This window comes from Tistrella mobilis, from assembly GCF_039634785.1.
Classification (GTDB): Bacteria; Pseudomonadota; Alphaproteobacteria; order Tistrellales; family Tistrellaceae; genus Tistrella; species Tistrella mobilis.
This window is the reverse complement of the sequence record NZ_JBBIAB010000014.1, coordinates 45,545-68,807: the sequence shown is the minus strand read 5'-3', so window position 1 is coordinate 68,807 and position 23,263 is coordinate 45,545. Positions and strand designations below refer to the sequence as shown.

General features: G+C 67.0%; 27 protein-coding genes. 13 read left to right on the top strand and 14 right to left on the bottom strand.

The window, feature by feature from the left end; translation table 11 throughout:
- Nucleotides 1-10: 10 nt before the first annotated feature.
- Together WI697_RS19000 and thrS are read right to left on the bottom strand one after the other, a co-directional pair.
- Nucleotides 11-538 (bottom strand): outer membrane lipoprotein, encoded by a 528-nt coding sequence (locus WI697_RS19000; RefSeq protein WP_345959573.1) that lies wholly within the window; start codon nt 536-538, stop codon nt 11-13.
- Between the two features lie 181 nt (nt 539-719).
- Complete coding sequence (gene thrS / locus WI697_RS18995; protein WP_345959572.1) at nt 720-2,603, bottom strand: threonine--tRNA ligase; 1,884 nt, start codon at nt 2,601-2,603, stop codon at nt 720-722.
- A 318-nt stretch (nt 2,604-2,921) separates the two neighbouring features.
- On the opposite strand from thrS, the gene WI697_RS18990 reads away from it, so the two are divergent.
- From WI697_RS18990 to WI697_RS18980, 3 genes are all read left to right on the top strand, one after another.
- The gene (locus tag WI697_RS18990) at nt 2,922-3,665 is read left to right on the top strand and encodes a thermonuclease family protein (RefSeq protein WP_345959571.1); all 744 of its coding nucleotides are present in this window, start codon (nt 2,922-2,924) and stop codon (nt 3,663-3,665) included.
- A 177-nt stretch (nt 3,666-3,842) separates the two neighbouring features.
- A complete protein-coding gene (locus WI697_RS18985) occupies nt 3,843-4,133 on the top strand; it encodes a hypothetical protein (RefSeq protein ID WP_345959570.1) in 291 nt (96 codons plus the stop codon).
- On the top strand, nt 4,126-4,662 hold the full coding sequence (locus tag WI697_RS18980) for an anti-virulence regulator CigR family protein (protein ID WP_345959569.1): 537 nt from the start codon (nt 4,126-4,128) through the stop codon (nt 4,660-4,662). Before WI697_RS18985 ends, WI697_RS18980 begins: the two co-directional genes overlap by 8 nt.
- Before the next feature lie 25 nt (nt 4,663-4,687).
- Here the strand turns inward: WI697_RS18980 and WI697_RS18975 are convergent, their stop codons facing one another.
- The gene (locus WI697_RS18975) at nt 4,688-5,167 is read right to left on the bottom strand and encodes a DUF6362 family protein (RefSeq protein ID WP_345959568.1); all 480 of its coding nucleotides are present in this window, start codon (nt 5,165-5,167) and stop codon (nt 4,688-4,690) included.
- Nucleotides 5,168-5,280: 113 nt separating this feature from the next.
- On the opposite strand from WI697_RS18975, the gene WI697_RS18970 reads away from it, so the two are divergent.
- Nucleotides 5,281-6,042 (top strand): XRE family transcriptional regulator, encoded by a 762-nt coding sequence (locus tag WI697_RS18970; RefSeq protein ID WP_345959567.1) that lies wholly within the window; start codon nt 5,281-5,283, stop codon nt 6,040-6,042.
- On the opposite strand, the gene WI697_RS18965 is transcribed toward WI697_RS18970, so the two are convergent.
- The 3 genes from WI697_RS18965 to WI697_RS18955 are packed head-to-tail and all read right to left on the bottom strand — an operon-like array spanning nt 6,033 to nt 7,338.
- Entirely contained in the window at nt 6,033-6,428 is a 396-nt protein-coding gene (locus WI697_RS18965) for a hypothetical protein (RefSeq protein WP_345959566.1), read from the bottom strand. The genes WI697_RS18970 and WI697_RS18965 overlap by 10 nt on opposite strands.
- Nucleotides 6,425-7,003: a glycoside hydrolase family 108 protein gene (locus tag WI697_RS18960; protein ID WP_345959565.1), complete on the bottom strand. Its 579-nt coding sequence runs from the start codon at nt 7,001-7,003 to the stop codon at nt 6,425-6,427. Before WI697_RS18960 ends, WI697_RS18965 begins: the two co-directional genes overlap by 4 nt.
- A 14-nt stretch (nt 7,004-7,017) precedes the next feature.
- Nucleotides 7,018-7,338 (bottom strand): phage holin family protein, encoded by a 321-nt coding sequence (locus WI697_RS18955; RefSeq protein WP_014744291.1) that lies wholly within the window; start codon nt 7,336-7,338, stop codon nt 7,018-7,020.
- 285 nt (nt 7,339-7,623) lie between these two features.
- Between WI697_RS18955 and WI697_RS18950 the strand changes: the two genes are divergently transcribed.
- Nucleotides 7,624-8,796: an iron-containing alcohol dehydrogenase gene (locus WI697_RS18950; protein WP_345959564.1), complete on the top strand. Its 1,173-nt coding sequence runs from the start codon at nt 7,624-7,626 to the stop codon at nt 8,794-8,796.
- A gap of 21 nt (nt 8,797-8,817) precedes the next feature.
- Here the strand turns inward: WI697_RS18950 and WI697_RS18945 are convergent, their stop codons facing one another.
- On the bottom strand, nt 8,818-9,480 hold the full coding sequence (locus tag WI697_RS18945) for a TetR/AcrR family transcriptional regulator (RefSeq protein ID WP_082828583.1): 663 nt from the start codon (nt 9,478-9,480) through the stop codon (nt 8,818-8,820).
- 202 nt (nt 9,481-9,682) lie between these two features.
- Between WI697_RS18945 and WI697_RS18940 the strand changes: the two genes are divergently transcribed.
- Complete coding sequence (locus tag WI697_RS18940; RefSeq protein ID WP_062764778.1) at nt 9,683-10,234, top strand: flavin reductase family protein; 552 nt, start codon at nt 9,683-9,685, stop codon at nt 10,232-10,234.
- Nucleotides 10,235-10,248: 14 nt separating this feature from the next.
- Here the strand turns inward: WI697_RS18940 and WI697_RS18935 are convergent, their stop codons facing one another.
- Nucleotides 10,249-10,704 carry an acetyltransferase gene (locus WI697_RS18935; RefSeq protein ID WP_345959563.1) on the bottom strand — a complete coding sequence of 152 codons (456 nt, stop codon included), beginning with the start codon at nt 10,702-10,704 and terminating at the stop codon, nt 10,249-10,251.
- Between the two features lie 195 nt (nt 10,705-10,899).
- On the opposite strand from WI697_RS18935, the gene WI697_RS18930 reads away from it, so the two are divergent.
- The 7 genes from WI697_RS18930 to WI697_RS18900 all read left to right on the top strand — a co-directional run bounded on the left by WI697_RS18930 (nt 10,900) and on the right by WI697_RS18900 (nt 18,074).
- Nucleotides 10,900-12,426, top strand: a complete 1,527-nt coding sequence (locus tag WI697_RS18930) for a phospholipase D-like domain-containing protein (protein ID WP_345959562.1) — start codon at nt 10,900-10,902, stop codon at nt 12,424-12,426.
- A gap of 691 nt (nt 12,427-13,117) precedes the next feature.
- Nucleotides 13,118-14,353 (top strand): hypothetical protein, encoded by a 1,236-nt coding sequence (locus tag WI697_RS18925; RefSeq protein ID WP_345959561.1) that lies wholly within the window; start codon nt 13,118-13,120, stop codon nt 14,351-14,353.
- A gap of 262 nt (nt 14,354-14,615) precedes the next feature.
- Nucleotides 14,616-15,167 (top strand): hypothetical protein, encoded by a 552-nt coding sequence (locus WI697_RS18920; protein ID WP_345959560.1) that lies wholly within the window; start codon nt 14,616-14,618, stop codon nt 15,165-15,167.
- A 300-nt stretch (nt 15,168-15,467) separates the two neighbouring features.
- The gene (locus WI697_RS18915) at nt 15,468-15,782 is read left to right on the top strand and encodes a hypothetical protein (protein WP_345959558.1); all 315 of its coding nucleotides are present in this window, start codon (nt 15,468-15,470) and stop codon (nt 15,780-15,782) included.
- Nucleotides 15,779-16,129, top strand: coding sequence for a hypothetical protein (locus tag WI697_RS18910; RefSeq protein ID WP_345959557.1), 351 nt, complete (start codon nt 15,779-15,781; stop codon nt 16,127-16,129). The genes WI697_RS18915 and WI697_RS18910 overlap by 4 nt, the downstream gene beginning before the upstream one ends.
- Nucleotides 16,130-16,465: 336 nt before the next feature.
- Nucleotides 16,466-16,729 carry a helix-turn-helix transcriptional regulator gene (locus tag WI697_RS18905; protein WP_345959556.1) on the top strand — a complete coding sequence of 88 codons (264 nt, stop codon included), beginning with the start codon at nt 16,466-16,468 and terminating at the stop codon, nt 16,727-16,729.
- A 190-nt stretch (nt 16,730-16,919) separates the two neighbouring features.
- Nucleotides 16,920-18,074 carry a site-specific integrase gene (locus tag WI697_RS18900; RefSeq protein WP_345959555.1) on the top strand — a complete coding sequence of 385 codons (1,155 nt, stop codon included), beginning with the start codon at nt 16,920-16,922 and terminating at the stop codon, nt 18,072-18,074.
- Between the two features lie 44 nt (nt 18,075-18,118).
- Here the strand turns inward: WI697_RS18900 and WI697_RS18895 are convergent, their stop codons facing one another.
- The 6 genes from WI697_RS18895 to WI697_RS18875 form a co-directional block, all read right to left on the bottom strand.
- Entirely contained in the window at nt 18,119-18,844 is a 726-nt protein-coding gene (locus WI697_RS18895; RefSeq protein WP_345959554.1) for a hypothetical protein, read from the bottom strand.
- Nucleotides 18,845-18,920: 76 nt separating this feature from the next.
- Nucleotides 18,921-20,405, bottom strand: coding sequence for a hypothetical protein (locus WI697_RS18890; protein WP_345959553.1), 1,485 nt, complete (start codon nt 20,403-20,405; stop codon nt 18,921-18,923).
- Nucleotides 20,392-21,423 (bottom strand): hypothetical protein, encoded by a 1,032-nt coding sequence (locus tag WI697_RS18885; protein WP_345959552.1) that lies wholly within the window; start codon nt 21,421-21,423, stop codon nt 20,392-20,394. The genes WI697_RS18890 and WI697_RS18885 overlap by 14 nt, the downstream gene beginning before the upstream one ends.
- 1 nt (nt 21,424) lies before the next feature.
- On the bottom strand, nt 21,425-21,823 hold the full coding sequence (locus tag WI697_RS18880; protein WP_345959551.1) for a TerB family tellurite resistance protein: 399 nt from the start codon (nt 21,821-21,823) through the stop codon (nt 21,425-21,427).
- 13 nt (nt 21,824-21,836) lie between these two features.
- A complete protein-coding gene (locus WI697_RS27490) occupies nt 21,837-22,112 on the bottom strand; it encodes a YkgJ family cysteine cluster protein (protein WP_385998520.1) in 276 nt (91 codons plus the stop codon).
- Nucleotides 22,099-23,097 (bottom strand): helix-turn-helix transcriptional regulator, encoded by a 999-nt coding sequence (locus WI697_RS18875; RefSeq protein ID WP_345959550.1) that lies wholly within the window; start codon nt 23,095-23,097, stop codon nt 22,099-22,101. The genes WI697_RS27490 and WI697_RS18875 overlap by 14 nt, the downstream gene beginning before the upstream one ends.
- Nucleotides 23,098-23,263 lie beyond the last annotated feature (166 nt).

The window sequence follows — 23,263 nt, the reverse complement described above, 5'->3', positions numbered from 1 at the left end:
CGTAACGGGGTCAGTCGACGATCTTCACTTGCTTGGGGCGCGACACTTCCGACGGCAGGTTGGCGGTGGAGAGCACGCGCTGATAGCTGCCATTGGTCTGGATCATGACCGGGGCGCCGGGCGCGAAGATCTCGTCGCCCTCGTCCTGTTCCTGGACCACGGTGATGGTCTTGCCATTGGCCAGGATCAGCACGTATTCGATGCCGACCCGATCAGCCGCCGCCTGCTCGATCACGGCGCCTGCGACCGCGCCGACCAGGGCGCCGCCCAGGATCGCCGCGACATTGCCGGTGCCACGGCCCACATTCGACATGGCAAGCCCGCCGGCGGTGCCGCCGACCACGGCGCCGGCGCCGGTGTTCTGGCCGGTGATGTCCACCTGGCGCGACGACAGCACGGTGCCGAAGGCCACCTCGCTCGCCCGGCCGACGTCCTTATAGCTGTAACGGCTCTGCCCCTGCGTCGCGCAGCCGCCGAGTGCCATGGCCAGCCCGGCCATCAGCGCGATCCCGGCGATTCCAATCCTCGTCCGCCTCACGCGCGCCTCCTTCAAGAGATGTCAGGTCCTGAAAACGCGCGAAGGTTATGCCGGGGATATGGTTAATGCAACGACGTGTCCGCGCCTTGTCGCCAAGGGTTTACCACAGAACGAAAAAACCGCCGGGCAGTGCTGCCCGGCGGCTTCTGTGTAGATGCGGTTACCGCGCAGACTGCATCGCTCAATGAGCGGTGGCATCTCCGGCGGTCTCGATCGCCGGCAGCTCGATGTCGCGGCGGTTGACCACCTCGTCGCGCATGCGGGCGATAACGTCTGCGATCGGCATGGCCCCCAGATCGGTACCGTTGCGCAGGCGCACGGCCACGGTCCGGGTTTCGGCCTCCTTGTCGCCGACCACCAGGATGTAGGGGATCTTCTCCAGCTGGGCGTTGCGGATCTTCTTCTGCATCCGCTCGGTGCTGGTATCCACCTCCACCCGAAGGCCGCCGGTGCCGGTGGGCACGTCGGCATCGAACAGCAGGTTGCGGACCTCTTCGGCATAGTCGTTATGCCGGTCGGCGATCGGCACCACCATGGCCTGCACCGGGGCGAGCCAGGTGGGGAAGTTGCCGGCGTAATGCTCGATCAGGAAGGCCACGAACCGCTCGTGACTGCCCAGCGGCGCCCGGTGGATGACGTAGACCGGGTGCTCCTTGCCGTCCTCGCCGATATAGGTGAGGTCGAAGGTCTGGGTGGCCAGGAAGTCGAGCTGGTTGGTCGAGATGGCGTATTCGGTGCCGATGACCGACTTGATCATGAAGTCGACCTTGGGCCCGTAGAACGCCGCCTCGCCTTCCACCTCGCGGAAGGGATAGCCCGATTCGATCATCGCCTCGCGGATGATCTTCAGCGCCGCCAGCCACTTCTCGGGCTCGTCGACATATTTGTCGAGCTTGTCGAGATCGGGCAGCGACAGGCGCATATAGTAGTCCTTGATCTCGAACAGGTCGTAATAGCGGGCATGAAGCCGCATGACCTTCAGGAACTCGTCCTTGGCCTGATCGTACCGGCAATAGATATGGGCGTCGTTCTGGCAGAAGCCGCGCACCCGCATCAGGCCCGACAGCGCACCGCTCGCCTCGTAGCGATAGACCTGGCCGTATTCCGACAGGCGCACCGGCAGATCACGATAGCTGTGCTTCTCCGCCAGATAGACCTGGTGGTGATGCGGGCAGTTCATCGGCCGCAGATAGAAGCGCTCGCCGTCGATCTCGAAGGGCTTGTACATGTCCTCGGCATAATAGGGCAGATGCCGGGACCGGTAGTACAGCTCTTCCTTGGTGATCTGCGGGGTGACGACACGCAGATAGCCGTCGCGCCGCTCTTCCTTCTGGGCCAGGAATTCCAGCTCGTCGCGCAGTGCCGTGCCGCGGGGCAGCCAGAGCGGCAGGCCCGCGCCCACCTCGGGCGAGAAGCGGTAGATCTTCAGCTCGCGGCCGATCTTGCGATGATCGCGCAGCTTGGCCTGCTCCATCTGCCACATGCAGTGCTCCAGCTCCTCCTTGGTGGGGAAGCAGAGACCATAGATGCGCTGCAGCTGCGGGCCGTCGCTGTTGCCGCGCCAATAGGCGCCGGCGATGTTGATCAGCTTGAACTCGCCGCACTGGCCGGTGTTCTCGACATGCGGCCCCCGGCAGAGGTCGACGAAATTGCCCGTGGTGTAGAACGAAACGCTGTCCACGCCCGACTGGTCGCCATCGACGGCGGTGTCGTCGCCGGTCTCCTTGGCGATGGCGGTGGTGCCGCGATCCCGCAGCAGCTGGAGCAGCTCGACCTTGTAATCCTGGTGATGCTCGCGCATGAAGCCGATCGCATCCTCGATCGGCAGTTCGCGGCGGTCGAACCGCAGCTTCTTCTTGCGCAGCTTACGCATCATCTGCTCGATCTTCTGCAGATCGTCGAGCTTCAGCGGCTCGGGCAGATCGATGTCGTAATAGAAACCGGTCGCGGTCGGCGGCCCCACGCCGAATTTGGCTTCGGGATAGAGTTCACGGATCGCCGCTGCCATCAGATGCGCACAGGAATGGCGCATTGCATAGACGTCCGGCGCGATCTCGCTCGCCATGGGTCATGTCCTCATCTGCGAGGCGCGCCACCCGCACCCGCATACGACACGGGTGGGCCATGAACGCGCCTTTCCGAGAAAGGGGTATAGGGCCCGCCAGGGGCCATGGTCAAGGACCGCAGATGTCGCAACACCCCGACATCTTTTCAAGCGGACCCGATACTTGTGGCGGCATTGCAGGGCACGCATACCTGCGCCTGCGCGCTGTGGCTGCATGCGACGGTGCGTTTTCGCGGGACAGTTACTACCATAAGTTCGAAATGATGATTAAGCTCCCGGTCGAGTTGTTGTCTCTCCCTCCGACCGACCAGGAGCCCGATGTTCCCCCGCCTCGCTTCCGCGGCTGCCGCCCTGCTTGCCCTTCTGGCCCTGCCGGCCGCGATCACACCGGCCCTTGCCGCCGACGTCACCGGCCGTGCCAGCGTGATCGACGGCGACACGCTCGACATCCACGGCACCCGCATCCGCATGTTCGGCATCGATGCGCCGGAAAGTTCGCAGATCTGCGCCGACGCCAAAAATCGCGCCTGGCGCTGCGGCCGCGACGCGACACAGCTGCTCGACCGGCTGACCTCGGGACGCACCGTCGCCTGCGAGATCGTCGATCGCGATCGCTATGGCCGGGTGGTCGGGCGCTGCGCGGTGAATGGCGAAGACATCAACCGGCGCATGGTTTCGGAAGGTCTGGCGGTGGCCTACGTCAATTACGGCCGCGACTATGTGCCGGCCGAAGCCGAGGCGAAGGCTGCGAAACGGGGGCTGTGGTCGGGCCGCTTCGTGATGCCCTGGGACCATCGCAAGGGCGTGAAGCTGAACCCGCCGCCGGGGGCACTGGCCCCGGCCACGCCCGAGCGCGCACCGGCCACGCCGGCGACCGGCAGCGGCGGCCACCCCAAGGGCTGCGACATCAAGGGCAACATCTCCAAAGACGGCCGGCGGCTGTATCATGTGCCCGGCAGCCGGTCTTACGAGCGCACCCGCATCGACGAGGGCCAGGGCGAACGCTGGTTCTGTTCCGAAGCCGATGCCCGCGCGGCCGGCTGGCAGAAGGCCGGCGGCTGAGCCCGCCGCGGGCGGTGTTCGGGCGATGTCACGCGCGGGCCCCCGCCGGTCACAGTTCGCACATCGGCTGATCACGCCCGCGCGGCCACAAGCTGCGGCATCATCGGATCAATATGGGGCGTGGTCTTGTTCCGTGGGACAGCGCCCCTGCCTCGACCCGATGGAGCAGATGTCCCGATGCGCAACCGCGCCAGGCCCCACATACCCCGCAGAAACCGGCGGATCGTCGTCAGCGTCGCCGCCGGCACCGCCCTTGCCGCGATGCTGGGCACGCCCGCCATCGCCGGCGACGGCGGCAGGCGGGTGATTGCGGCAGTGCCGGGGCTGGAAGTCGCCCTCGAGGTGCCGGCAGCCCCGGGGCATCGCCGCGCCATCGGCCGTTACGATGATCGCTATGGCGGCGGTTTCGACAGCCCCGGGGGCGCCGAAGCCGAGCTGTGGTCGGAATGGGACGAAGCCGATGTCTGAGCACCCGTCTGCCCCGCACCCATCGGTGCGGCGCCATCTGGCCGTTCTGGCCATATCCCTGATCGCCCTGCCCGGTATCGTGGCCGGGCCCGGCGTCTTCAATCCCGCATTGGCCGACCCGCCCCCGCATGCAAAGGGTGGCGGCGGGCCGAAGCACGGAAAGCATGATCGGGACGACCGCCATGACGACCACGGCCCCGGCCGGCAGGATCATCGCCATGACGATCGCGGACCGGCCCTGATCAATGTGAACATCATCACCGGCGACGAACGCCGGATCATCACCGACTATATCGGCGATCACCGCGGCCTGTTCGGCTATGAGCCGCTGCCGCCGGGCATCGCGCGCAATCTGGGGCGGGGCAAGCCGCTGCCGCCGGGGATCGCGAAGAAGCGCCTGCCGGGCCCCCTCTACGATCGTCTGCCCCGGCGCGAGGGCTATGAATGGATCCAGGCCGGCCGCGACATCCTGCTGATTGCAGCGGCGACCGGCGTGATCGTCGATATCCTGAACAACGCCGTCGACTGAGCCGCCGGCGGCGGGGCGCACCCGCTTACATGCGTGCCCGGCTGCGGTGTTCCGTCACCAGCAGGGCGTGGATCAGCGCCGCCTGGCCCAGCGCCCGCTGCCAGTGGCGCCAGCAGGTGGTGCGGTCCAGCCCCAGATCGCCGGCGATCACCTTCCACAGCCGGCCCTCCGCCCGCGCCCAGATGATCCGCCGGTGCACCGGCTCCAGCCGGAGGCTGATTTCCAGCGCCAGATCCAGCCGCGAGATCTGCCCCGCATCGGGGGCAAGCCCGCGGCCCTCGGCCTCTCGCCGCCCGCCCGCGGGGCGGCCGCTGCCGACCCCCAGATCATCCCACGAGATCCGTGCCCGCTGCGGCCGCTCGGCCGGCGGCAGCCGGCGCAGCGTCTGCGCCGCCTCGTCGAACAGCGCCTTTACCGGCGCCAGAAGGTCCTGCGCGCGGGGCGCGCTGAACATACCCCCCTCCATCTCGTCAAGGGAACCCAGGGCTTCAGGGCTGCGTGCCATCGTATTGCCTCCCGTTTCGGTTGCGTCCCCCAAGATTGACCATGGCCACCCCTCTGATCAAGCAAAATATGTCCGTTTTGGCCATTGCACTTTGCGGCCACATCGACCATTTTATGGCCATGCAGAACCGCATCCGCGAGTGGCGCGAACGGCGCGGGCTGACCATGCATGAGCTGGGGCAGCGCGTAGGAACCGAGGCGTCACAGATCAACAAGCTGGAAAAGGGCTCCCGCCGGCTGACCGCCGAGTGGATGGGCCGCCTTGCGCGGGCGCTGGACTGCGCGCCGGCCGATCTGCTGGTCCCCGACCATCTGCCGACAGCCGGCGGAGAGCTGGGCGAAACGGCCGGTCTGCCGCCGCTGGCGCCCCACCCGGCCGCCCCCCTGTCCCCCGCACCCCTTCCCGCACCGACGCAGCCCACCGGCTTCGTCGCCGAGCCGGCGCATGAAACGGCAACGCCGCCCGGCGCCACACCACGTGACCTTCCGGTCTATGGTGCGGCCATGGGCGGCGATGATGGGGCGTTCGATTTCAACGGCACGGTCAACGAATACGTCGCCCGGCCGCCGATTTTGGCCGGAGTGGCCAACGGCTATGCGGTCTATGTTCAGGGGGAAAGCATGGAGCCGCGCTATTTCGCCGGCGAGCTGGTCCATGTGAACCCCAACCGACCGATCACGCCCGGTTGTTTCGTGGTGGTCCAGATCCGCACCGGCGACCCGCATGTGCCGACCCGCGGGCTGATCAAGCAGTTCGTCCGGCGCACTGCGACCCGGCTGCATCTGCGCCAGTTCAACCCGCGCGGCGAGCTGGAACACGAGCTGGGCCAGGTGCTGAGCATCCACCGGATCGTCGGCGCCAGCGATTACGGCTGAACCGACGGCCTCTGCGGTTTCGACCCGGCGGCGCGGGCGGCGAGGCGCGCTTCGACCATGCGGTCGAGCGTATCGGGGGCAATGGACAGGGTCTTGAGCGCCTGGGGCACGGTCTCGCGCAGATAGGCCGTGGCCATCGACACCGCCTCCCCTGCCGGCCCCTCACCTGTCGCCCCCCCGCCTGCCGACACATGGCCCAGCGCCCGATCGACGGCACGTTCAAGCGCCGCCTCCAGATAGGCGCGCACCCGGTCGTCACGGGCGACACCCGCCCAGCCGGCGATGCGGCCCAGCGCCCAGGCGCCGGCCACCATCACCCCGGCGCCGGCCAGTTCGGCCACGACACCGCCCAGGCGCGCCACGAGAAGATCGTCGATCCCGGTCATGCTGCGGCTCCTTCTTCGGTGGCGAGCGCCACGGCCCGCCCGTGAACATCCAGCACCCGGCGGGTCCAGCCGCGCCCGAAGCGCGGAAAGCCGGGGCGGGTGGCATAGATCTGCAGACGGCCTGCGGCCATGTCGGCCAGGGCCTGGGTCAGGCGCTGCGGCCGCTGGGCGGCGGCCCGGGCGGCATTGACGGTGCGCGGCCCCATGATGCCGTCGACATCGGCGCCCACCGCCTGCTGCAGCAGGCGCACCGCGCGCGGCACGCCCAGATTGACCGCGCTGTCGAAGGTGAAGAGGGCGAGCGGCGGCGGCAGCTGGTCACCGCGGATCGGGCGCCAGAAGTCGCGGGCATAGATCGCCGCCGCCTCGTCGCGATCCAGGGTCCGGATCCGGTCGGGCCCGGCGCCGGGGTCGATCCGGCGCAGAAAGGCCAGGCTGATCCCCCAGCGGGTGATGCCGCCGGGGTCGAGCGGATCGTCGGTGACGGTCTCGCCGCCCTCCCAGGCCAGCACGACCTGCAGGCTCGCCTCGAACAGGGGCGACCGGGGGGCGGCATCGGGCAGAGACATGTCCATGGGATGGGTCTCCCTCAGCTGCGGCGCACGGCGATGAGCCGCACGATGACTTCCTCGAGCCCGCGGGGCCCGAGATAGGCGATGGCCACGATGGCCGCGGTGCGGGGCGGGCCGGCCAGGCCCAGCTGATGGGCGATGCCGTCGGCGACGATGCCGATCGCGATCGCCGTCACCAGTTCCCACAGCAGGTGCGTGCTGAAAAAGCGCCGCCGGCCGCGCTGCACTTCGCCCACATGGACGAGCAGCCGGCCCAGATAGGCGGCAATCACGGTCAGGCCCAGAAGGTCGGCGGTCTCACGCATCGCCGACCACAGGCCCTGGAGAAGGTCGTGCATCGGATCAAAGGTCCTGTCGGATGAGGGGATCACGGGGCGGCCCGCTGAGGGCACCGGAGCGATCCGTCATCCGACAGCATGCAGATCGGGGGCCGGCGATGCATGGCCGGGGATGCGGCCACTTGCGGCCGCGCACGGCCGGCCCCCCGCCCGCAGCCGCCTTGGCGCCCCCCTCTTGTCCGCTTCATACCCATCAGTATATTCAGATGACGATCGGTAGATGATCATCAACGACGGGACGCGGCCGCAACGAGCCGCGCCCGCCCAGGGAGGAGAGACCGGGCCATGAAACAGGGTGTGATCGCCTGCGCACCGATGGAGCAGGTGGTGTACGGAACGCCTGCCGCCGAGGCGGTGGCCGCGGAAGCGGCGCGGATCGGGGCGGACCGGGTGTTCCTGCTGCATTCCGGCACGCTCGACCGCGAGACCGACGAGATCGCCCGCATCCGCGCCGGCCTGGGTCACCGGCTGGTCGGCAGCAGCGCCGACATGCCGCCGCACAGCCCCCGCGCCCGGGTGATCGCCCTGGGCCAGGCCCTGCGCGAAAGCGGCGCGGATCTGCTGGTGACGGTGGGTGGCGGATCGATCACCGATGGCGGCAAAGTCGCCCGGCTGGCGGCGAAGATGGGCTGGACCGACCCGGCGGAGATGGAGCCGCACCACATGTATCCGTCGGAAGACGGCGGCATCGTGGTGCCGCCGGTGCCCGATCCCGACATCCCGCAGATCGCCGTGCCGACCTCTCTGTCCGGTGGCGAGTTCTACCCGCTGGGCGGCAGCACCGACGAGGTGACCGGGCTGAAACAGGGCTATCTCAGCCGCGGCATGGGCCCGCGCGTGGTGGTGCTGGATCCGGCCATCACCCGCCATACCCCCGAATGGCTGTGGCTGTCGACCGGGGTGCGGGCGCTGGATCATGCCATGGAGACGCTGGGCTCCCTGCTCTCCAACGATTATTGCGACGGCATCGCCGCCTGCGCGCTGGAGCTGCTGGCCGAAGGCCTGCCGCGGGTGAAGGCCGACCCCCGGGATCTGGAGGCCCGGCTGAAATGCCAGATCGGCGTCTGGCAGAGCATGATCCCGATCGTCGCGGGCGTGCCGATGGGGGCAAGCCACGCCATCGGCCACATGCTGGGCGGCGTGGCCGGCGTGGCCCATGGCCACACCTCCTGCGTGATGGCACCGGCGGTGCTGCGCTTCAACGCGCCGGTCAATGCCGACCGCCAGGCCCGGATCGCCCGGAGCCTGGGCGCCGCAGCGGGCGAAACTGCGGCCGATGCGGCCGACCGCTTCATCGCGGCGCTCGGCATGCCGCGCAGCCTGTCGGCGGTGGGCGTGACGGCGGCCGATTTCGACCGCATCGCCGAGGCGACCATGCACGACATCTGGATCCGCACCAATCCGCGCACCGTGGACGGGCCTGCGGCCGTGCGCGGCATTCTGGAAAGCGCCGCCTGACGGTCGGAACCGGCGCCCCGCCTATTCGGGGCGCCGGACCATCCGCAGCACCAGCCCGGCCATGCGCCGGCAGATCTCGGCGGTCGACAGCCGGCCCTGGGGGTTGTACCAGGTGAAGGCCCAGGAAATCATGCCGCCGATGGCGAGCGCCGTCAGCCGCACATCCTCGATCTCGAACACGCCGGCCGCCACCCCTTCCTCCAGCAGCGCCGACAGCTTGTGGTCGAAGGCCTTGCGCCGGCGGTTCAGCTCCACCGCATCATCGGCGGGATAATTCTTCTCTTCGCGAAAATAGATCGCGGTATAGGCCTGCTGTTCCAGCACGGTGCGGGTGATCGCCTCGATCGCCGCCGCCAGCCGCTGATCGGGGGTGCCCTCGGCCGCCTGCGCCGCATCCAGCGCCGCCACCGCCTCGGTGATGCCGCGGCGGCAGATCTCGGACAGGATCTCGGCCTTGTTGCGGAAATGATAATAGATGAAGGGCTTGGTCACCCCCAGCCGGGTGGCGACCGCCTCCAGCGTGGTGCCCTGATAGCCATGTTCGTAAAAGGCGGCGGCGGCCTCTTCCAGAATCCGTTCGCGCTTGAAGGCGATCACCTCGTCGCGCATGGCGCCGCTGCGCCGGGATGCCTGCCCAGCCCGGCCCCCGCCTGTCGCAGCCCGGCCCTCGCCCTGCCCTGCCATCCGATTTCTCCCGGCTCGTTCCCGGCGACCCTAGCTTGCGGGCCCGGGTGGCGGCAACATCGACAGCGGGCGCCCGCGACCATATCTTCTCGACAGCGGATGAGGCATGATCCACGCGATTGAAAGTCAGTCGCAGATATGGCCTCTGGCCCGGACGAGAGCGGGACGGCTGAGCGACACCTGGACGGAAAGGTCTCCGGACATGACCGATGGAACCATCACCCTGCCGGCTGCCGGCACTGCAGATGCCGAAGCGCATGTCGTGCCGCCGGCGGCCTTCCGCGCCGGGCTGCGTCGGCTTGCCGGGGGTGTCACCATCGTGGCGACGGGCGATCGCGGCGACCGGGCGGGGCTGACCGCCACGGCGGTGATGTCGCTGACGGCGGAACCGCCGCGGGTGGCCGTGGCGATCAACCGCTCCGCCCAGGCCCATGACCGGATCCTGGCCGAGCGCCGCTTCTCGATCAATCTGCTTGCCGCCGATCACGGGCCGCTTGCCCGGCTGTTCGCCGGCGGTGATCCGGCGCGCGCCGGCGAAGCCCGGTTCGAGGACGCCCTCTGGACCACCGGCAAGACCGGCGCGCCGCTGCTGGCGCCCGCCGCCGCCAGCCTGGATTGCCGGCTGGCCGACACGGTGACCTTCGAAAGCCACACGCTGATGATCGGCCGGGTGGCCGAGGTCCGCGCCCGCGACGCCGCAACCGCCCTGGTCTATCACGACGGCTGCTTCGCCGGCCTCGCGCCCATCGACTGAGCGCCTCTCCCCTCTCAGCCCCGCCGCAGATGGATCAGCGGAAAGGCCCGCCCCTGCCCGTCCAGGGGCGATCGGTCGGTTTCGATGAAGCCCAGTGCCGCATAAAACCCCCGCGCCCCGGGGTTTTGTTCATTGACGTCGAGGTCGAGCCGCGGCCCCGCCAGAGCCGCGGCTGCCTCGATCAGGGCCCGCCCGACCCCGCATCCGAAATGATCGGGGTCGACGAACAGCATCTCCACCCTGTTGCCGTCGAGGCCCAGAAAACCCGCGATCCGGCCATCGGCATCCGCTGCAATCAGCAGACGGACGGCAGGCAACGCCTGGTCACGCACCACGGGCACCAGATCACGGATATCCGCCTCGGTCAGGAAATCATGGGTCGCCCGTACCGATCGCTCCCAGATGCTCAGCAGGACCGGCAGATCGTCATCCCGCCCGTCACGCACCCGTCCGTCGAATTCCGTGGCCATATCGTCCGATCCCTCCGTCGCACCGGCGCGCCGGGCAGATGCCGGGCACAAAGCCGCACAGAATGGCGCGGGCGGAACAGCAGGTCCAGGATCACCGACCGGACACCGTCTGATCACTTGGCCCCGCCCGCGGGATCTGGTGCGATACCGGCATCGCCGTCGTGATCGCCGCAATCAGGAGCCCGCAGCCCGCCCATGACCCAGACCCTTCCGGAGCATCGTCCGTCGACGGCGCTGCTTGCGCATGGCCGGAACTGCTGGCGGACCGCCCGGGCGGAGCGGTTCTCGCTGATCATCGATGCCGATGCCTATTTCAACGCCGCCCGGGCGGCGATGCTGAAGGCGCGCCACAGCATCCTGCTGATCGGCTGGGATTTCGATGCCCGCATCCGCTTCGGCCGCCCGGCCGGCCCGCAGGAGGGGCCGGAGAAGCTGGGCGATTTCATTCTGTGGCTGGCGCGGCGCACGCCCTCGCTGGAAATCCGGCTGCTGCGCTGGGATACCGGCGCCTTCAAGGCCCTGTTCCGCGGCGACACGCTGTGGAGCGTGCTGCGCTGGAAGGCCCATCCGCGGATCACGCTCCGGCTCGACGGCGCCCATCCCTTCATGAGTTCGCACCATCAGAAGATCGTGGTCATCGACGACGGGCTCGCCTTCTGCGGCGGCATCGACATGACCGGCCAGCGCTGGGACCGCCGCGCCCATGCCGATGACGACCCCGATCGCACCCTGCCCGACGGCCGGCCCTCGCCCCCCTGGCATGATGCGACCAGCGCCTTCGACGGCGCGGCCGCCCGGGCGATCGCCGATCTGGCCCGGGCGCGCTGGCTTGCCGCCTCGGGCGAGACGCTGCCGGCGGTGACCGGCGCCGGCGATTGCTGGCCCGCGATCCTGGAGCCCTGGCTGCGCGATGTGGAGATCGCCATCGCCCGCACCCAGCCGCGCATGGACGGGGTGGAGCCGATCCACGAGATCGAGGCGCTCTATCTGGATCTGATCGCCGGCGCCCGGCGGCTGATCTATGCCGAAAGCCAGTATTTCGCCTCGCGCCGGGTGGCCCGCGCCATCGCCGCCCGCCTGCTGGAAGAGGACGGGCCCGAGGTGGTGGTGGTCAACCCGGTGATCGCCGACGGCTGGCTGGAGCCGATCGCCATGGACACCGCCCGCGCCCGGCTGTTCGAGGCGCTGCGCCGCCTGGACCGCCATGGCCGCTTCCGGATCTATCATCCGCTGACGGCAAAGGGCACGCCGATCTATGTCCACGCCAAGGTGACGGTGATCGACGATCGCTGGCTCAGGGTGGGCTCGTCGAATTTCAACAACCGCTCAATGCGGCTGGACACCGAATGCGATGTGGTGATCGACACCAGCCTGCCGGCCAATGCCGCCCTCGGGCCCCGCATCGCCCATATCCGCGACGATCTGCTGGCCGAACATCTGGACACCACGCCCGAAGACATCGCCGATCGCTACGCCGCCTGCGGCTCGATGATCAAGGTGATCGACGATCTGCGCGGCCAGGGCCGCACGCTGGTGCCCTATCACCTGCCCGAGCTCAGCCCCACCGAGAAATGGCTGGCCGACAACGAGATCCTGGACCCCGACGGCCCCGAGGCGATCTTCGAACCGCTGAGCCGCCGCGGCCTGTTCCGCAACTGGCATTTCCCGAAAAAGCTGATGCGCAAGGGGCGCAGGCTGTTGCCGCGGTCGCCGCAGCGGTAAAAAACAAGCCGGAGTCGCCCGGCAAAGGTGCTCAATCAAGATGCCCAAGCGAAGAAAAGGGGCGACACCAGAACTGGTGTCGCCCCTTTTCGAATTTGGTGGGCGCACAAGGACTCGAACCTTGGACCCGCTGATTAAGAGTACGCGAAACATACCATGAACATTGCCCGATGATGCCCGACTTCAAACGGTTTCAACGCCAATGCCCCTGCTGATGTCGCTGCCCTTCCCGCAGACGGCCGTGACAACCGCCGTTCAGCCGTGATCCGTCCAGGGGGATGGAGGGGGGACACCCCCAGGGCTTCGGACTGTCGAACACGAAGAACCGCCAACGACATTCAGACATCCGACTGGGGCGGGACAGGCGGTTCCCCGGCGGAGGGGGCGGCATCACCGGCACGCCGGTGAAGGAAGGAGGGGGAAAGATGACGATCTTCCAGGTTCCGTCTCCCTCGTCCGCCCCCTATGCTGTGTGTCCAGTGTGGGACAAGCGCCTGTACAACCCAGCGATCGGAACGCCACTCCTTCCGCACCAAGCCGAGGGCCGGTTGCCGAATTCCTTAACAAGGGGGCTTTCACCCACGGGATTGCAACCCTCTCTTCTCCGGCCTCTCTCCTTCTCTCCCTTGCCCGAACTCTCGCCAATGTCTCATTCCAATACCCCTGATACCACCGATTTCGGATTGACCCCATGATGATGGTAGACGAAGCCCTCCAAACCGATGCGGAAGATGACCTGCCTGCCGTCCTGTTGGACAAGATCTCCTTCGGCTTCAGTGCCGCCGTGGGAGGCATCCCGGAAGGCGCCGAGGAACGGGTGGCAGCAGCCCTCCGCGAAGGTGGTCTACTTCGCCGGGCCTCCGCGCCGGTCAGCGGCCACGTTACCTGGGAGGTCCGCGTCCCGGCAGAGGACACGGGCGGGACGCCTCTTGATGCGGTCATTGCCTGTGTCATCGCCCCGCCGGTCCTGCGCATCACCTCAGGAAGCCGGTTCGCCCTGCCGACCCTCCGCCTGCTTCGAGCGCATCTGCTTGACGAAGGCGAGGAGGTCGGAGACGTGGCCCTTGACGGCGCCGACAACCTAGTGGGTCCCACGGCCGACAGCGCGGCCGACCTGCTACGCGTACAGTTGGAGCTTGTCCGTTCGGCGGTTGACGCGTTCGTCGAGGTCCTGGCAACCGCGATCATCAACCCCGCCCTCGATCATCCGCCCCATGCCGACCTCGCCGAGCATGTTCTTGAGGAGCGGCTGTGGGTGCGCTCCCTTGAGGTCAACCGCGACCACCCTGTCGCCGATGCGGTTGTCGCCGTCAGGGCTCTCGACCGCCTCCCGCCCCCGGATGCCCGCCGCATCAGCCGGGATGTCTATGACAACGGCGGCATCGCCGTGCGCTGGAAGCGGACGAAGAAAGACGAGGTCAAGGTCTACGCCAAGCGGCCGGACCTTCTGCGACTGGAGGCCGTCCGCCGCACACGGCGCGATGTCGCGGCGCTTACCGGCCACACGAGCCAGGAGATCGGCGGGGAGGAAGCCGTCAACCTCCTCCTGCACGCCGCGCGGATGGCGGAGGGTGACTTGGCGTGGGCCGAGCCGCATGTCTGGGAGGCGTTGGAGGCGCCATTTGATCCGGGCGAACTGGTGGCCCGCCTCTTGCCTATCGTCAGGTTGGCGGCGGGCGAGAAGGCGACGCCCGGCACCCGTGGCCCGCGCCCCCGACCGGACACCGTGGCGGGCGCCCAGCGCGCGCTGTCCGACCTCCTGACGACTGGGCGCTACTGGGTGCCCCCAAAGCTTGCCACCACCGCCCTTCGAGACGTCCTGCGGCAACTGTCGGCGGGACCCAACGCACCCCTGGCGGAACAACTCACCCTCTACACGGTTGCGCCCCGCTCGCTCACTGACAAACCCGAGGGGGCCGCCCCCTGACGCCAAGCTTGCCCTTCTCTGTCCCCAGGGGTTCGGCCCCGTCCACCATCTGCGCCCGGGGGAAATATCGGCCCCGCCGTTGCCCCGGCCGGACACATCCCCTGCCAGCCCATCCCGCGAACGCCCGCACGCGCGCGTGTATTGTTCTGAACCTTTTTTCCCCGAGGTGCCCGCAACAGCCCATTGTGGCCTGCGGTGTCCTGCAGTGCCCGCCAAAGCAACCACCCGGACGCCTGCGCGCCGGGGCAGAAAGGAGAGCACGATGCACGACATGTGGCGCCTTGTAACCAAGCTGGAACTGGAAGACCTCGCGGACCTCTTCGGCTGGAACCTCTCGGAAGCCGAACTGACTTTCGGCTTCCCGCGCGGTCTGGTGGAAAGCTGGATCGCCGAGTACCGCCGCGAGCCGCTGGCACCCCTCGGGGTCACGTTCCAGCCGATGACTTCCGATCTGCCCCACTTCGTCCGCCGGATGCAGGACGTCGTTTGCGCAGGGCTTTTCCGGGACGAACTCCCTGCCCATCCCTTCGCGACCATCATGCAGTTGAACTTCGACGCCATGGAGCCCTGCCTGCCGAGCTATCAGGCGCCCGCATGGTCCGGGCCGCGCTTCTGGCAGCGCCACTGCCTGGACCTGATTTCGGCCGTGGTGAGCAACGACGACCTCTTCCGGCGCTTCCGGCTGGGCATTCCGCCGACCACGCCCGAGGAAGTGCGGCAGCGGTACCACAACATGGTCGCCGGAAGCCATCCGGCGTGCGATGCCGTCGGCTCCGTCCCTGCGCCAGCCAACGACAACCCCGCGCTCGCCTGAGCGACGCCAGCAATCCGCTTTCTCGGGCCTCCCCGGCAGCGCGCCCCAATACCGCCGAGGCCCGCGTCACCAATCTCGGCGAGGGACCCAAGCACCACACGGTGCTTGGGTTCCACGTCACCGGACGGCGAGGGTCGCAAGGTTGTTGAGCAGAACAATCTTCCGTCGCCACGAAAGCCGAAGCGGAATGGCGGGACCTCCGGTCCTCCCGTCACCTCGGGGCAACAACTGCTGACCACAGCCACATTTCATTTCCTGTGATCCGGCCTGATCGCGCCGACCGCACAGGAGATGCCCCCCATGAACCACCCCGACCACCCTGCCTTCGTGGCCCTGCGAAGGCGCTTCCTCGCACCGGACACGCCAGCCGACGCCGAGGAACTTCTCGCCCTCTCCACCTTTGACGACAACTGCCAGACCGACCAGGACCCCAGGATGGTGCTCAATTACCTGCGCGACCTGGGCGTCTCCGCCACGACCCTCCAAAAGTTGCACGACGGCATCAACAACCTGCCCGACGAAGAGGAACTGGCCGCCCACTGGTGCCGCGAGGGCGTCGCGGTCAGCCACGCCAGCGACGGCAGTTGGTTCCTGTTTCTTGAGGCCCGGCAATGAGCGGCGAGAAGCTCGTCGAGACCCTTGCCGACCTGCCGCCCCTGTGGGCCACGGAGGCGCGCGAGACAGCCGAGTTGGTCCTGCCGCTGCGCTTCCGATGCCGGTGGCACGCCATGAACTGGTTCCCGGTGGAGCGCGAGGGGGACATTCTTTTCGGCTTCACGACCCGGGTGATCCCGGAGTGGCGCCACTTCCACGTCGGCGAGTTGCTCGGGCGCCACCAGGGCGACCCGGTGCTCATCGACCGCGCGCACCACCCGGCGCTGGTGCCCGACGTGCCCGACATCCGGGCGCATCGCCTCGACGACATTTCGCCCTTCTGGCCGTCCCGGATCAACCTGCCATGACGGCCACCGGGCGCACCATTCCCGATATCAAAGGAGAAAACCGTGCCGAACTGGATTCCGATCTTGGTCCTCGTCCTCCAAGTAGCCGCAAGCGCCATCGAAGCCGCCAACAAGCGGGGCGACTTGCCGCCCAAGCCGTAGGAACCGCGACCACAACAGCCAGAGGTTCCGGTCCACCGAAAGCCGCCGGTAACGGCCGGACCACCTGAAGGAGGCGCTTTCGCCTCCTTTTTTTGCCGAGGGGCCGCGAACAGTCCAATTGGGCGCCGTTGTGACGCCCGCCGCAAGGGCAACCATCAGCACAGCCAGGGCTGGCACTCCAACAAGGAAATCCCAATGCACTCGAAACAGGTCCCTACCGCAACCGATGTACTTCCGCCGGGCACCCTCGGTGCGTCCCATCAGGTCTCCGTTCCGCGCCTGATGCGGCCGGATGAGGTCGCCACCTACCTTGACGTCAGCGAACGCACGCTTGAGCGTTGGCGCATCTGCGGCGAGGGGCCGCGCTACATCAACCTGTCGCGCAAGGTGATCCGGTACACCGCCCAGCACTTGGTCGAGTTCCTGGAACAGCGCGTCAAGGACAACACCGCCCAGTAGGTCCAGGCCGGTCGGCGACGAAACCGCCGCGCTCCTCAAGCTCATTTCATTCGGCGGCCTCCATTTCCCGTGGAGGCCGCGCCCCACCCAACGGGCCGCATCCCGATAGCCCCACAACACGAGATGCCGAACCGAATGCCCCGTCCTTGCGGCGGGGCATCGTCATTTCGCGTGCAAACAAGGAGAAGACATGCCGACCCAGACCATCACCCGGGCGCTGGCGAAGAGCCCTCCGCCCGTCCCGGCGGGGAAGCGCAAGATCCGCGTCTTCGACGACCGCCTGTCGGGCTTCCTCATGGAGGTCTGGCCCTCGGGATCTGTCACATTCTACGTCCGCTACCGTGACGGCCGTGCCCGCACCCGGGAAATCCGTTTGGGCCGCCTCGGCGACGTCACCGTGGATCAGGCGCGCAAACGTGCGCAGGAGATCAGGGCGGAAGCAAGCCTTGGCGGCGACCCAGGCGCCGAGAGGGACCGCCTCAAGGCGGTGCCGACCTTCGGCGCTTTCTGCGAGGACCGCTACCTGCCCTACGTCGAGGACCGACTACGGTCAGCGCGGGACCACAGGAGCTTCTACAAGAACAGGCTCAAGCCGCGCTGGGAAAACAAGCGCCTCGACGAAGTCACACCCAGCGACGTGGCCGCCTTGCAGAAGGCCCTCCGCGACGAGGGGCTGGCGGATGGAACCGTCAACCGTGTCACGGCCCTGGTCCGGCGCATCTTCAACTTGGCGCTGCGCTGGGAGGCTTACCAGGGCCGCAACCCGGCCCAGCACGCCGAGATGCGCCGCGAGCACCACCGCGAGAAGTACCTGACGGAAACCGAGTTGCGCGCCCTTTTCCTGGCGCTTGACGAGGAGCCCAGCCAAGTGGCGGCGGGCGTCATCGCCCTGCTCGCCGCCACGGGCGCCCGCAAGGGCGAGGCCCTGGCGGCGAAGTGGGAGCACATCGACTTCGAGCGCCGCCTGTGGGTGGTGCCGAGATCGAAGAGCGGCCGTCGGCGCCACATCCCCTTGTCGGATTTGGCGCTTCGCGTCCTAAACCGCCAGCGGCGCCTGCCGGGTTGCCCGTGGGTGTTTCCGGGGAAGGCCCCGGAGCACCACCTGGAGGGCGTGCGGAAGGCTTGGGACCGCGTCAAGACGCGGGCCGGTCTGCCTCCCGACCTCCGCATCCACGACCTGAGGCATACCTTCGCCAGCACTCTGGTCAGCAAGGGCAGGACGTTGCATGAGGTCGGGGAAATCCTTGGGCATTCGCAGGTGCAGATGACCATGCGGTACGCCCACTTGGCGCCGCAGCGGCTGATCGAGGCGGCGAACCAGGTTGCGGTGGGCTGGTCCGGGTGATAACTAAGCTGGCGCCCCCTTGCCTCTGGGCAAGGGGGCCAAGCTCAATCAATCACGCACCGCCGCATGTAGGCGCTGTCATCCGTGGCGTTCTCCCAGCCGAGAACATCACGCAGGAACCACGCGCAACTCTCCCGGCTGTCGGTCGAGTTTCCTCCCACACCGGCAGGAAGGCCCGCCAGTTTTTCGCGGCACGCAGCGGCGGCCCCTTCGCGCCCGCTTTCTCCGAGGCGCATGTAGGCTTGGGATGCCCAATCCGCCCAGGCATCGCAGTCGAACTCCAGCCCCAGTTCGACCGCAGTGAGCGGGTTCAGAATGGAGCACGGATACATGATGGCCCGCTTGGTGCTGAACCAGGAGTTTCTGGTCTTCTCGTCGTAAGTCTCCACCGAGGCGATGGGACCGATGAGGATGAGTTGCTGGTCGGCCCGGATGCGCCGCGCGGCTTCCAGATCTTCCTCCATGACGCAGTAGACGTCCGTGTAGTAGACGTCCGGCGCGATCCTGCGCACGCGGCCACCCGTGAAGAACTGGGCCTTCACCACGGCGAGGATCGTGCCGTCTTCCGCCCGCTCCGTCGTCACCGTCGGGTTCGCCACCCGGACCTCGGGGATTTCGTCACCATCCGCGCCGTAGCGCGCCATGGCTTCCGCTTCCTGGTTCCACAGCAGCGCGTGCAGCTTCCCGATGTTGACCGGCTCGGCGGACGCAGTCCCGATGGCGACGGCGAAGGCGATGAAACCAGCGAGGAAAAGACGGTATTGGGTCATGCGTGTTTATCCCTGAAAGGCGAAAAATGCCCCTCAGGGATAGCGCGGGGGTGCGACGGATGGGGTCGCATGGAGGCTACAGCACCAAGACGGTTTCCGGGTCTCCCATGAATTGCTCGAACTCCTCGAACCCAGCGAAGCGCAGGCTGCCGCCGACGCTTTCCGCCAGCCTGGACAGCCCCATGATCGTGGTCACGATGTCACCGGCTCCCATCCCCTGGCCTACAATAGCGAAGGCGTTGCCAAACGTCCGTTGCCTATCTTGGAAGTAGTCTTCGGCGGCTTTTTCGAACTCCTCGCGCTGAGCAATGAGTTCCGCTTCGGCGGCTGCGGCCAGGACCATGACCCGTTCCGCCTCCTCTTGCTCCAACCTCGCCGTCTTGAAGATCTGGATGCAGGTCTGGTAGGTTAGCGACACCGTGATGCAGGCAGCCGTGCTTGCAACGATGACCGGGATGCTGAGCGGGGCCGAGATACCGACAACAGTCAGCGGGATGACGCCGATGTTGCCGAACGCGGTGGCTGCGGCTCCACCTACGTAAACTCCAGCCACCATGCAACACCCTGTTTCGCCTAGTGTTTCCGCAGCTTGGCCTGGGGTTACCTTACCCTTGGCCAAGTCGTAGACGGTCCGGCCGACCTCCAATGTGGCAGCGGCAATGGCACCGGCCGGTCCACCCTTCTTCAGCGCTTGCAGGCCGACCTTGTTGGCGGCATGACGCACCCCAACACTCAGCGCTCCGACCGCACCCGCGCGAAGGGCAGAGGTAGAGGTATCGCTGGCGACAGCGACCAGGGCCTCCTTGCCTGTGATATCGCCTTGGTAAAGCTTGATACCGTTTCTGATCGAGGACACGGTTCCGGCAACCACGCTGGCGCCCAAAGCGGCAGACCCGGCGGCCGTGGCGGCTTCCTTTCCGAACGCCTTCAGTTCCTGACGGAACCGGTACGTGTTGCGATCAGTAACAGCCGCCTCGGCGTCCTGGCGTTCCACGCCGCCTCGAATTCTCTGCTCGGCATCCAGGTAACGAGCCTTTTGCTGCGGGTCGTCGGTCTTGTCGGCCATCTCCCGCATTTTCAGCTTCCAGAGGGCCACTTCACCCTCGGGCACGGTGATGTCCATGCCTGTGTATTTCTCATGGGCAATGGATTTAAGGTTCTGGGTGGTCGGTCCCGACAACAGCTTGTCCTGTCGGGCGAGAACGACCTTCCCATCAACCACAAGGACAGAATCCTGAGGCGCCCGATTCTGGCCGTTCAGCCGGGTATTGCGCCACAGCCCGTCCTTTCCTCCTTCCAGGCGTTCAACATTGTCCTTCAGGTCATTGAGCGTCTCGAAAACGTTGCCTTTCGCCTGCGCTCTGTGAGCATTGGCCCATCGAGGATCGGTGCTCTCAAGCTTTTTTGCCTCCCCTTGCAGCACCATTTCCACCGCAGCCCAGCCTTCGTCGATGAAGTCGGCGGCTCGCGCGGCATTGGAGGCGGCGGCGGCCCCGAACTGGGCCGCCCCCTGAGTGATGACGTGGTCCTCGCGCTCCTTGTCCTCGTCACGCTCCGGCATGAGCGGCCCCCTGGGCTTCCAGTTTGCCAACCATCACCTTGGGCAGGGCAAGGGGAGCGCTACTGTTCGGATCGACCGAACCATCGGGACGCAGCAACGAGGTCTCCAGCAGCTTTTTCATCACGCTGGCCGCTTCGACCGCCAGCCACACTGTTTCCTTTTGCTGCTTGGTGTAGGCCGGGAAAGAGGTGCCCGCTTCGTCGATGACCTCGCCCAGCCGGTCCATGATGGAGCCAAAAGTCGAGCGGTATCGGGTGATGACAAGAGTGTACTGGTAGGCAAGGCGGGCGATGCTGCGCAGAGCCGCCCCGGCCGTTCCCATCTCGGCCACCGCCTTCCTGGCCTCCGCCAGATTGGCCCTGGCCTTGGCGAGGTTGGCGTCTGCTTTTGCCGACAACGCCCAGCCGCCGACAAGGAGGACCGGGCCAGTGACAAGGCCGCCCAGCACCGCCAGTCCTCCGGCCATCCCCATGCCGCCAGCAGCCAAGGAACCGCCACCGAACCAAGCCAGCGTGGCGTTTGTGGCCGCGACACCGGTCAGACTGCCGATGGCGGTTCCCGTGGACGCCGCGCCGAAGGTCATAGCCCCACCATAGGCGGCCACGCCAGCAAGGGCTCCCGAGCCCAGCGCCCCAACCCCGCCACCAACAATTTCCGCCGCCTTGAAGGAGATGTCACGCAGGTGGACCAGTTCCGCTTCAGTCACCACGGCGCGGGCGAAACTGTCCTTTGCCACCTCGCCGGTCAGTTCCACGTCCTTGATCCGCTCGAACAGACTGACGAAACGCCCCATGTCGTTTTCCCATGTCTCAAGGCGCAAGCGCCCCAAGTCGGCGAGTTTATCGACGGCTCCGTCCTTGTCCGCTTCCAGGCGGCTCTTGGCCGTGTCGAACAGGTGAGCGGCTTCGACCGCAACGCTGCCCGCCTCCTTATTGGCCGAGTAGGCGTCATAGCCCTTCTTCGCTCCAGCCAGACCAGCAGCAATGGCGACACCACCAAGAATCAGAGGAAGTGGCATATCAAGCCTCCTGCGCCATGAGTTCGGACGCCTCGCGGACCAGAGCCATCTGGCGCAGCACCCAGTTCACCATCGCCTCGAACTCGGCAAGCGACAGACCGAAGGCCCGCTTGATTTCCGTGACCACGGCCGACTCATCCTTGTCGAAGTCGCCATCGGCGTGGCCCAGCGCAATCAGTTCGAAGAGGACGGACACCCTGGCCTTGCGGGTGTCGAAGATCTTTGCCGCCTCGGCGAGGTCCATCTGCGGCACCGGGACGTCGGCAACATCCATTTCGGCCCGGAACGTGTCAAGGAGCATGGTTTCCTCGGGGGCCAAATGACCATCGGCCAGAACAACTTTGTCGGCCAGAACAAGGAAGGCCCTCTTTTGCTCGTCAGTCAAATCACGCAAGAACATCCTTCTTCTCCTCTCACTTCGTTGTGCTTGGTGTGATACGCTTCAGTTCCTGGCATATCTTCGTCGTTTCCTCGACGTACTGGTCGAAGCTCATGGTGTCGGCGAAGAGAGGCAGGAACTGTTCCTCGACCCGGCACAAAGGCGGCCGGTCGTCATAGATGCGGCACAGGTTCGTTCGTTCGTCGAGGTGACGGCAAATCCCATCTCCACGGTCCAGCGGGCGGTACTGGGGCGCGAGATGGAGGTTGCGGCAACAGGCTCCGCAGGCATCACAGCTAAACGACGGCATGATCCTCCAGTGCCGAGCGGGCGGAATGCAGTGCGCGCGAGTACGCCTCAACCAGCCCCTCAGGCCCCAGAACGCGGATGTCCGCGCCCCAAGTGAAGAGGTGCCAACAGATTTCGGTCAGGCCGCTGGCGGTGAAGCGGACAATGGCACCGCCGTCCGGTTGCGGCTCGACGGTTTCTGTGGGGTGGAAGCGGTGGTGGCGTAGCCGCGCCTGGCCTGACGGCAGGACGCGCAGTTCCACGGTGACGGGCTCTTCGCGCCAGATGCCAAATGAGTCGGTGGCAAAGGCCGCCAGTTGGAAAGAGGAGTCGCGTTCAAAGGGGGCGCCCGTGAGCGTGACCTTGTCGATGAAGGGCAGAGCGAACTTGCGCCACTTGCGGTCCTCGACGCCGCGCCAGACCAAGTAGCCCTTGGCCCCGTAAAGGATGCCGTAAGGTTCGGCCTCGTACTCGCGCCCCGCGCCTTCTCCACCTTTGCGGTAGGTGACATGGACCCGCTCGCAGCGCAAGATGGCGGCCCGCAAGTCCTCAATGATGATGGCGGACGCCTCCGAGCGGTGGCCGGGGCGGGGGACGAAGGCTTGGGCGTCGTCCAAGGCCCCGCCATCGACGGCCACCGCCTGCGTCTGGGCTTCCTCCAGCCGGTGGACCAGCAAGCGCAGGGTGGCCGCGACCGAGGCCGGGGCGTCCCGCTCCAGCGCCGCCACCCCGGCCCGCGCCGCCGCCAGTTCCTCTGCCGTCAACGGCATCTGAAGGTTGGGGACGCTCGCGGGGATGCGCTTGCGGACGTGGCCGGGTTCCAGATCGGGCAGGGTCTCGACCGTGTAGCCAACCGCCTCAATGGCGGCCATGTCCCGCTCAATGGTCCGCCGCGTCACGCCGTAGCGCTCGCGAAGGTCGCGGATGCTCACCCCCGTCCGCGCCGACGACAAGTCGCGGATCATGCCGAGCAGGCGGAGAAGCTGAGCGTTGCGAAAGGACGACATCGGACCTCTTCGACATCCATAGGGGGAATATCACCAGAAAGTCGGCGTTGCGCTACCTAAAATTGATTATCATGAATTATACCATCCTTGGTGTGGCGCCACACTTCGTACCATCACAAGTCATTGAGGCGAAACAAATTCTTCTAATTTGGGAGAATTGTGCCAG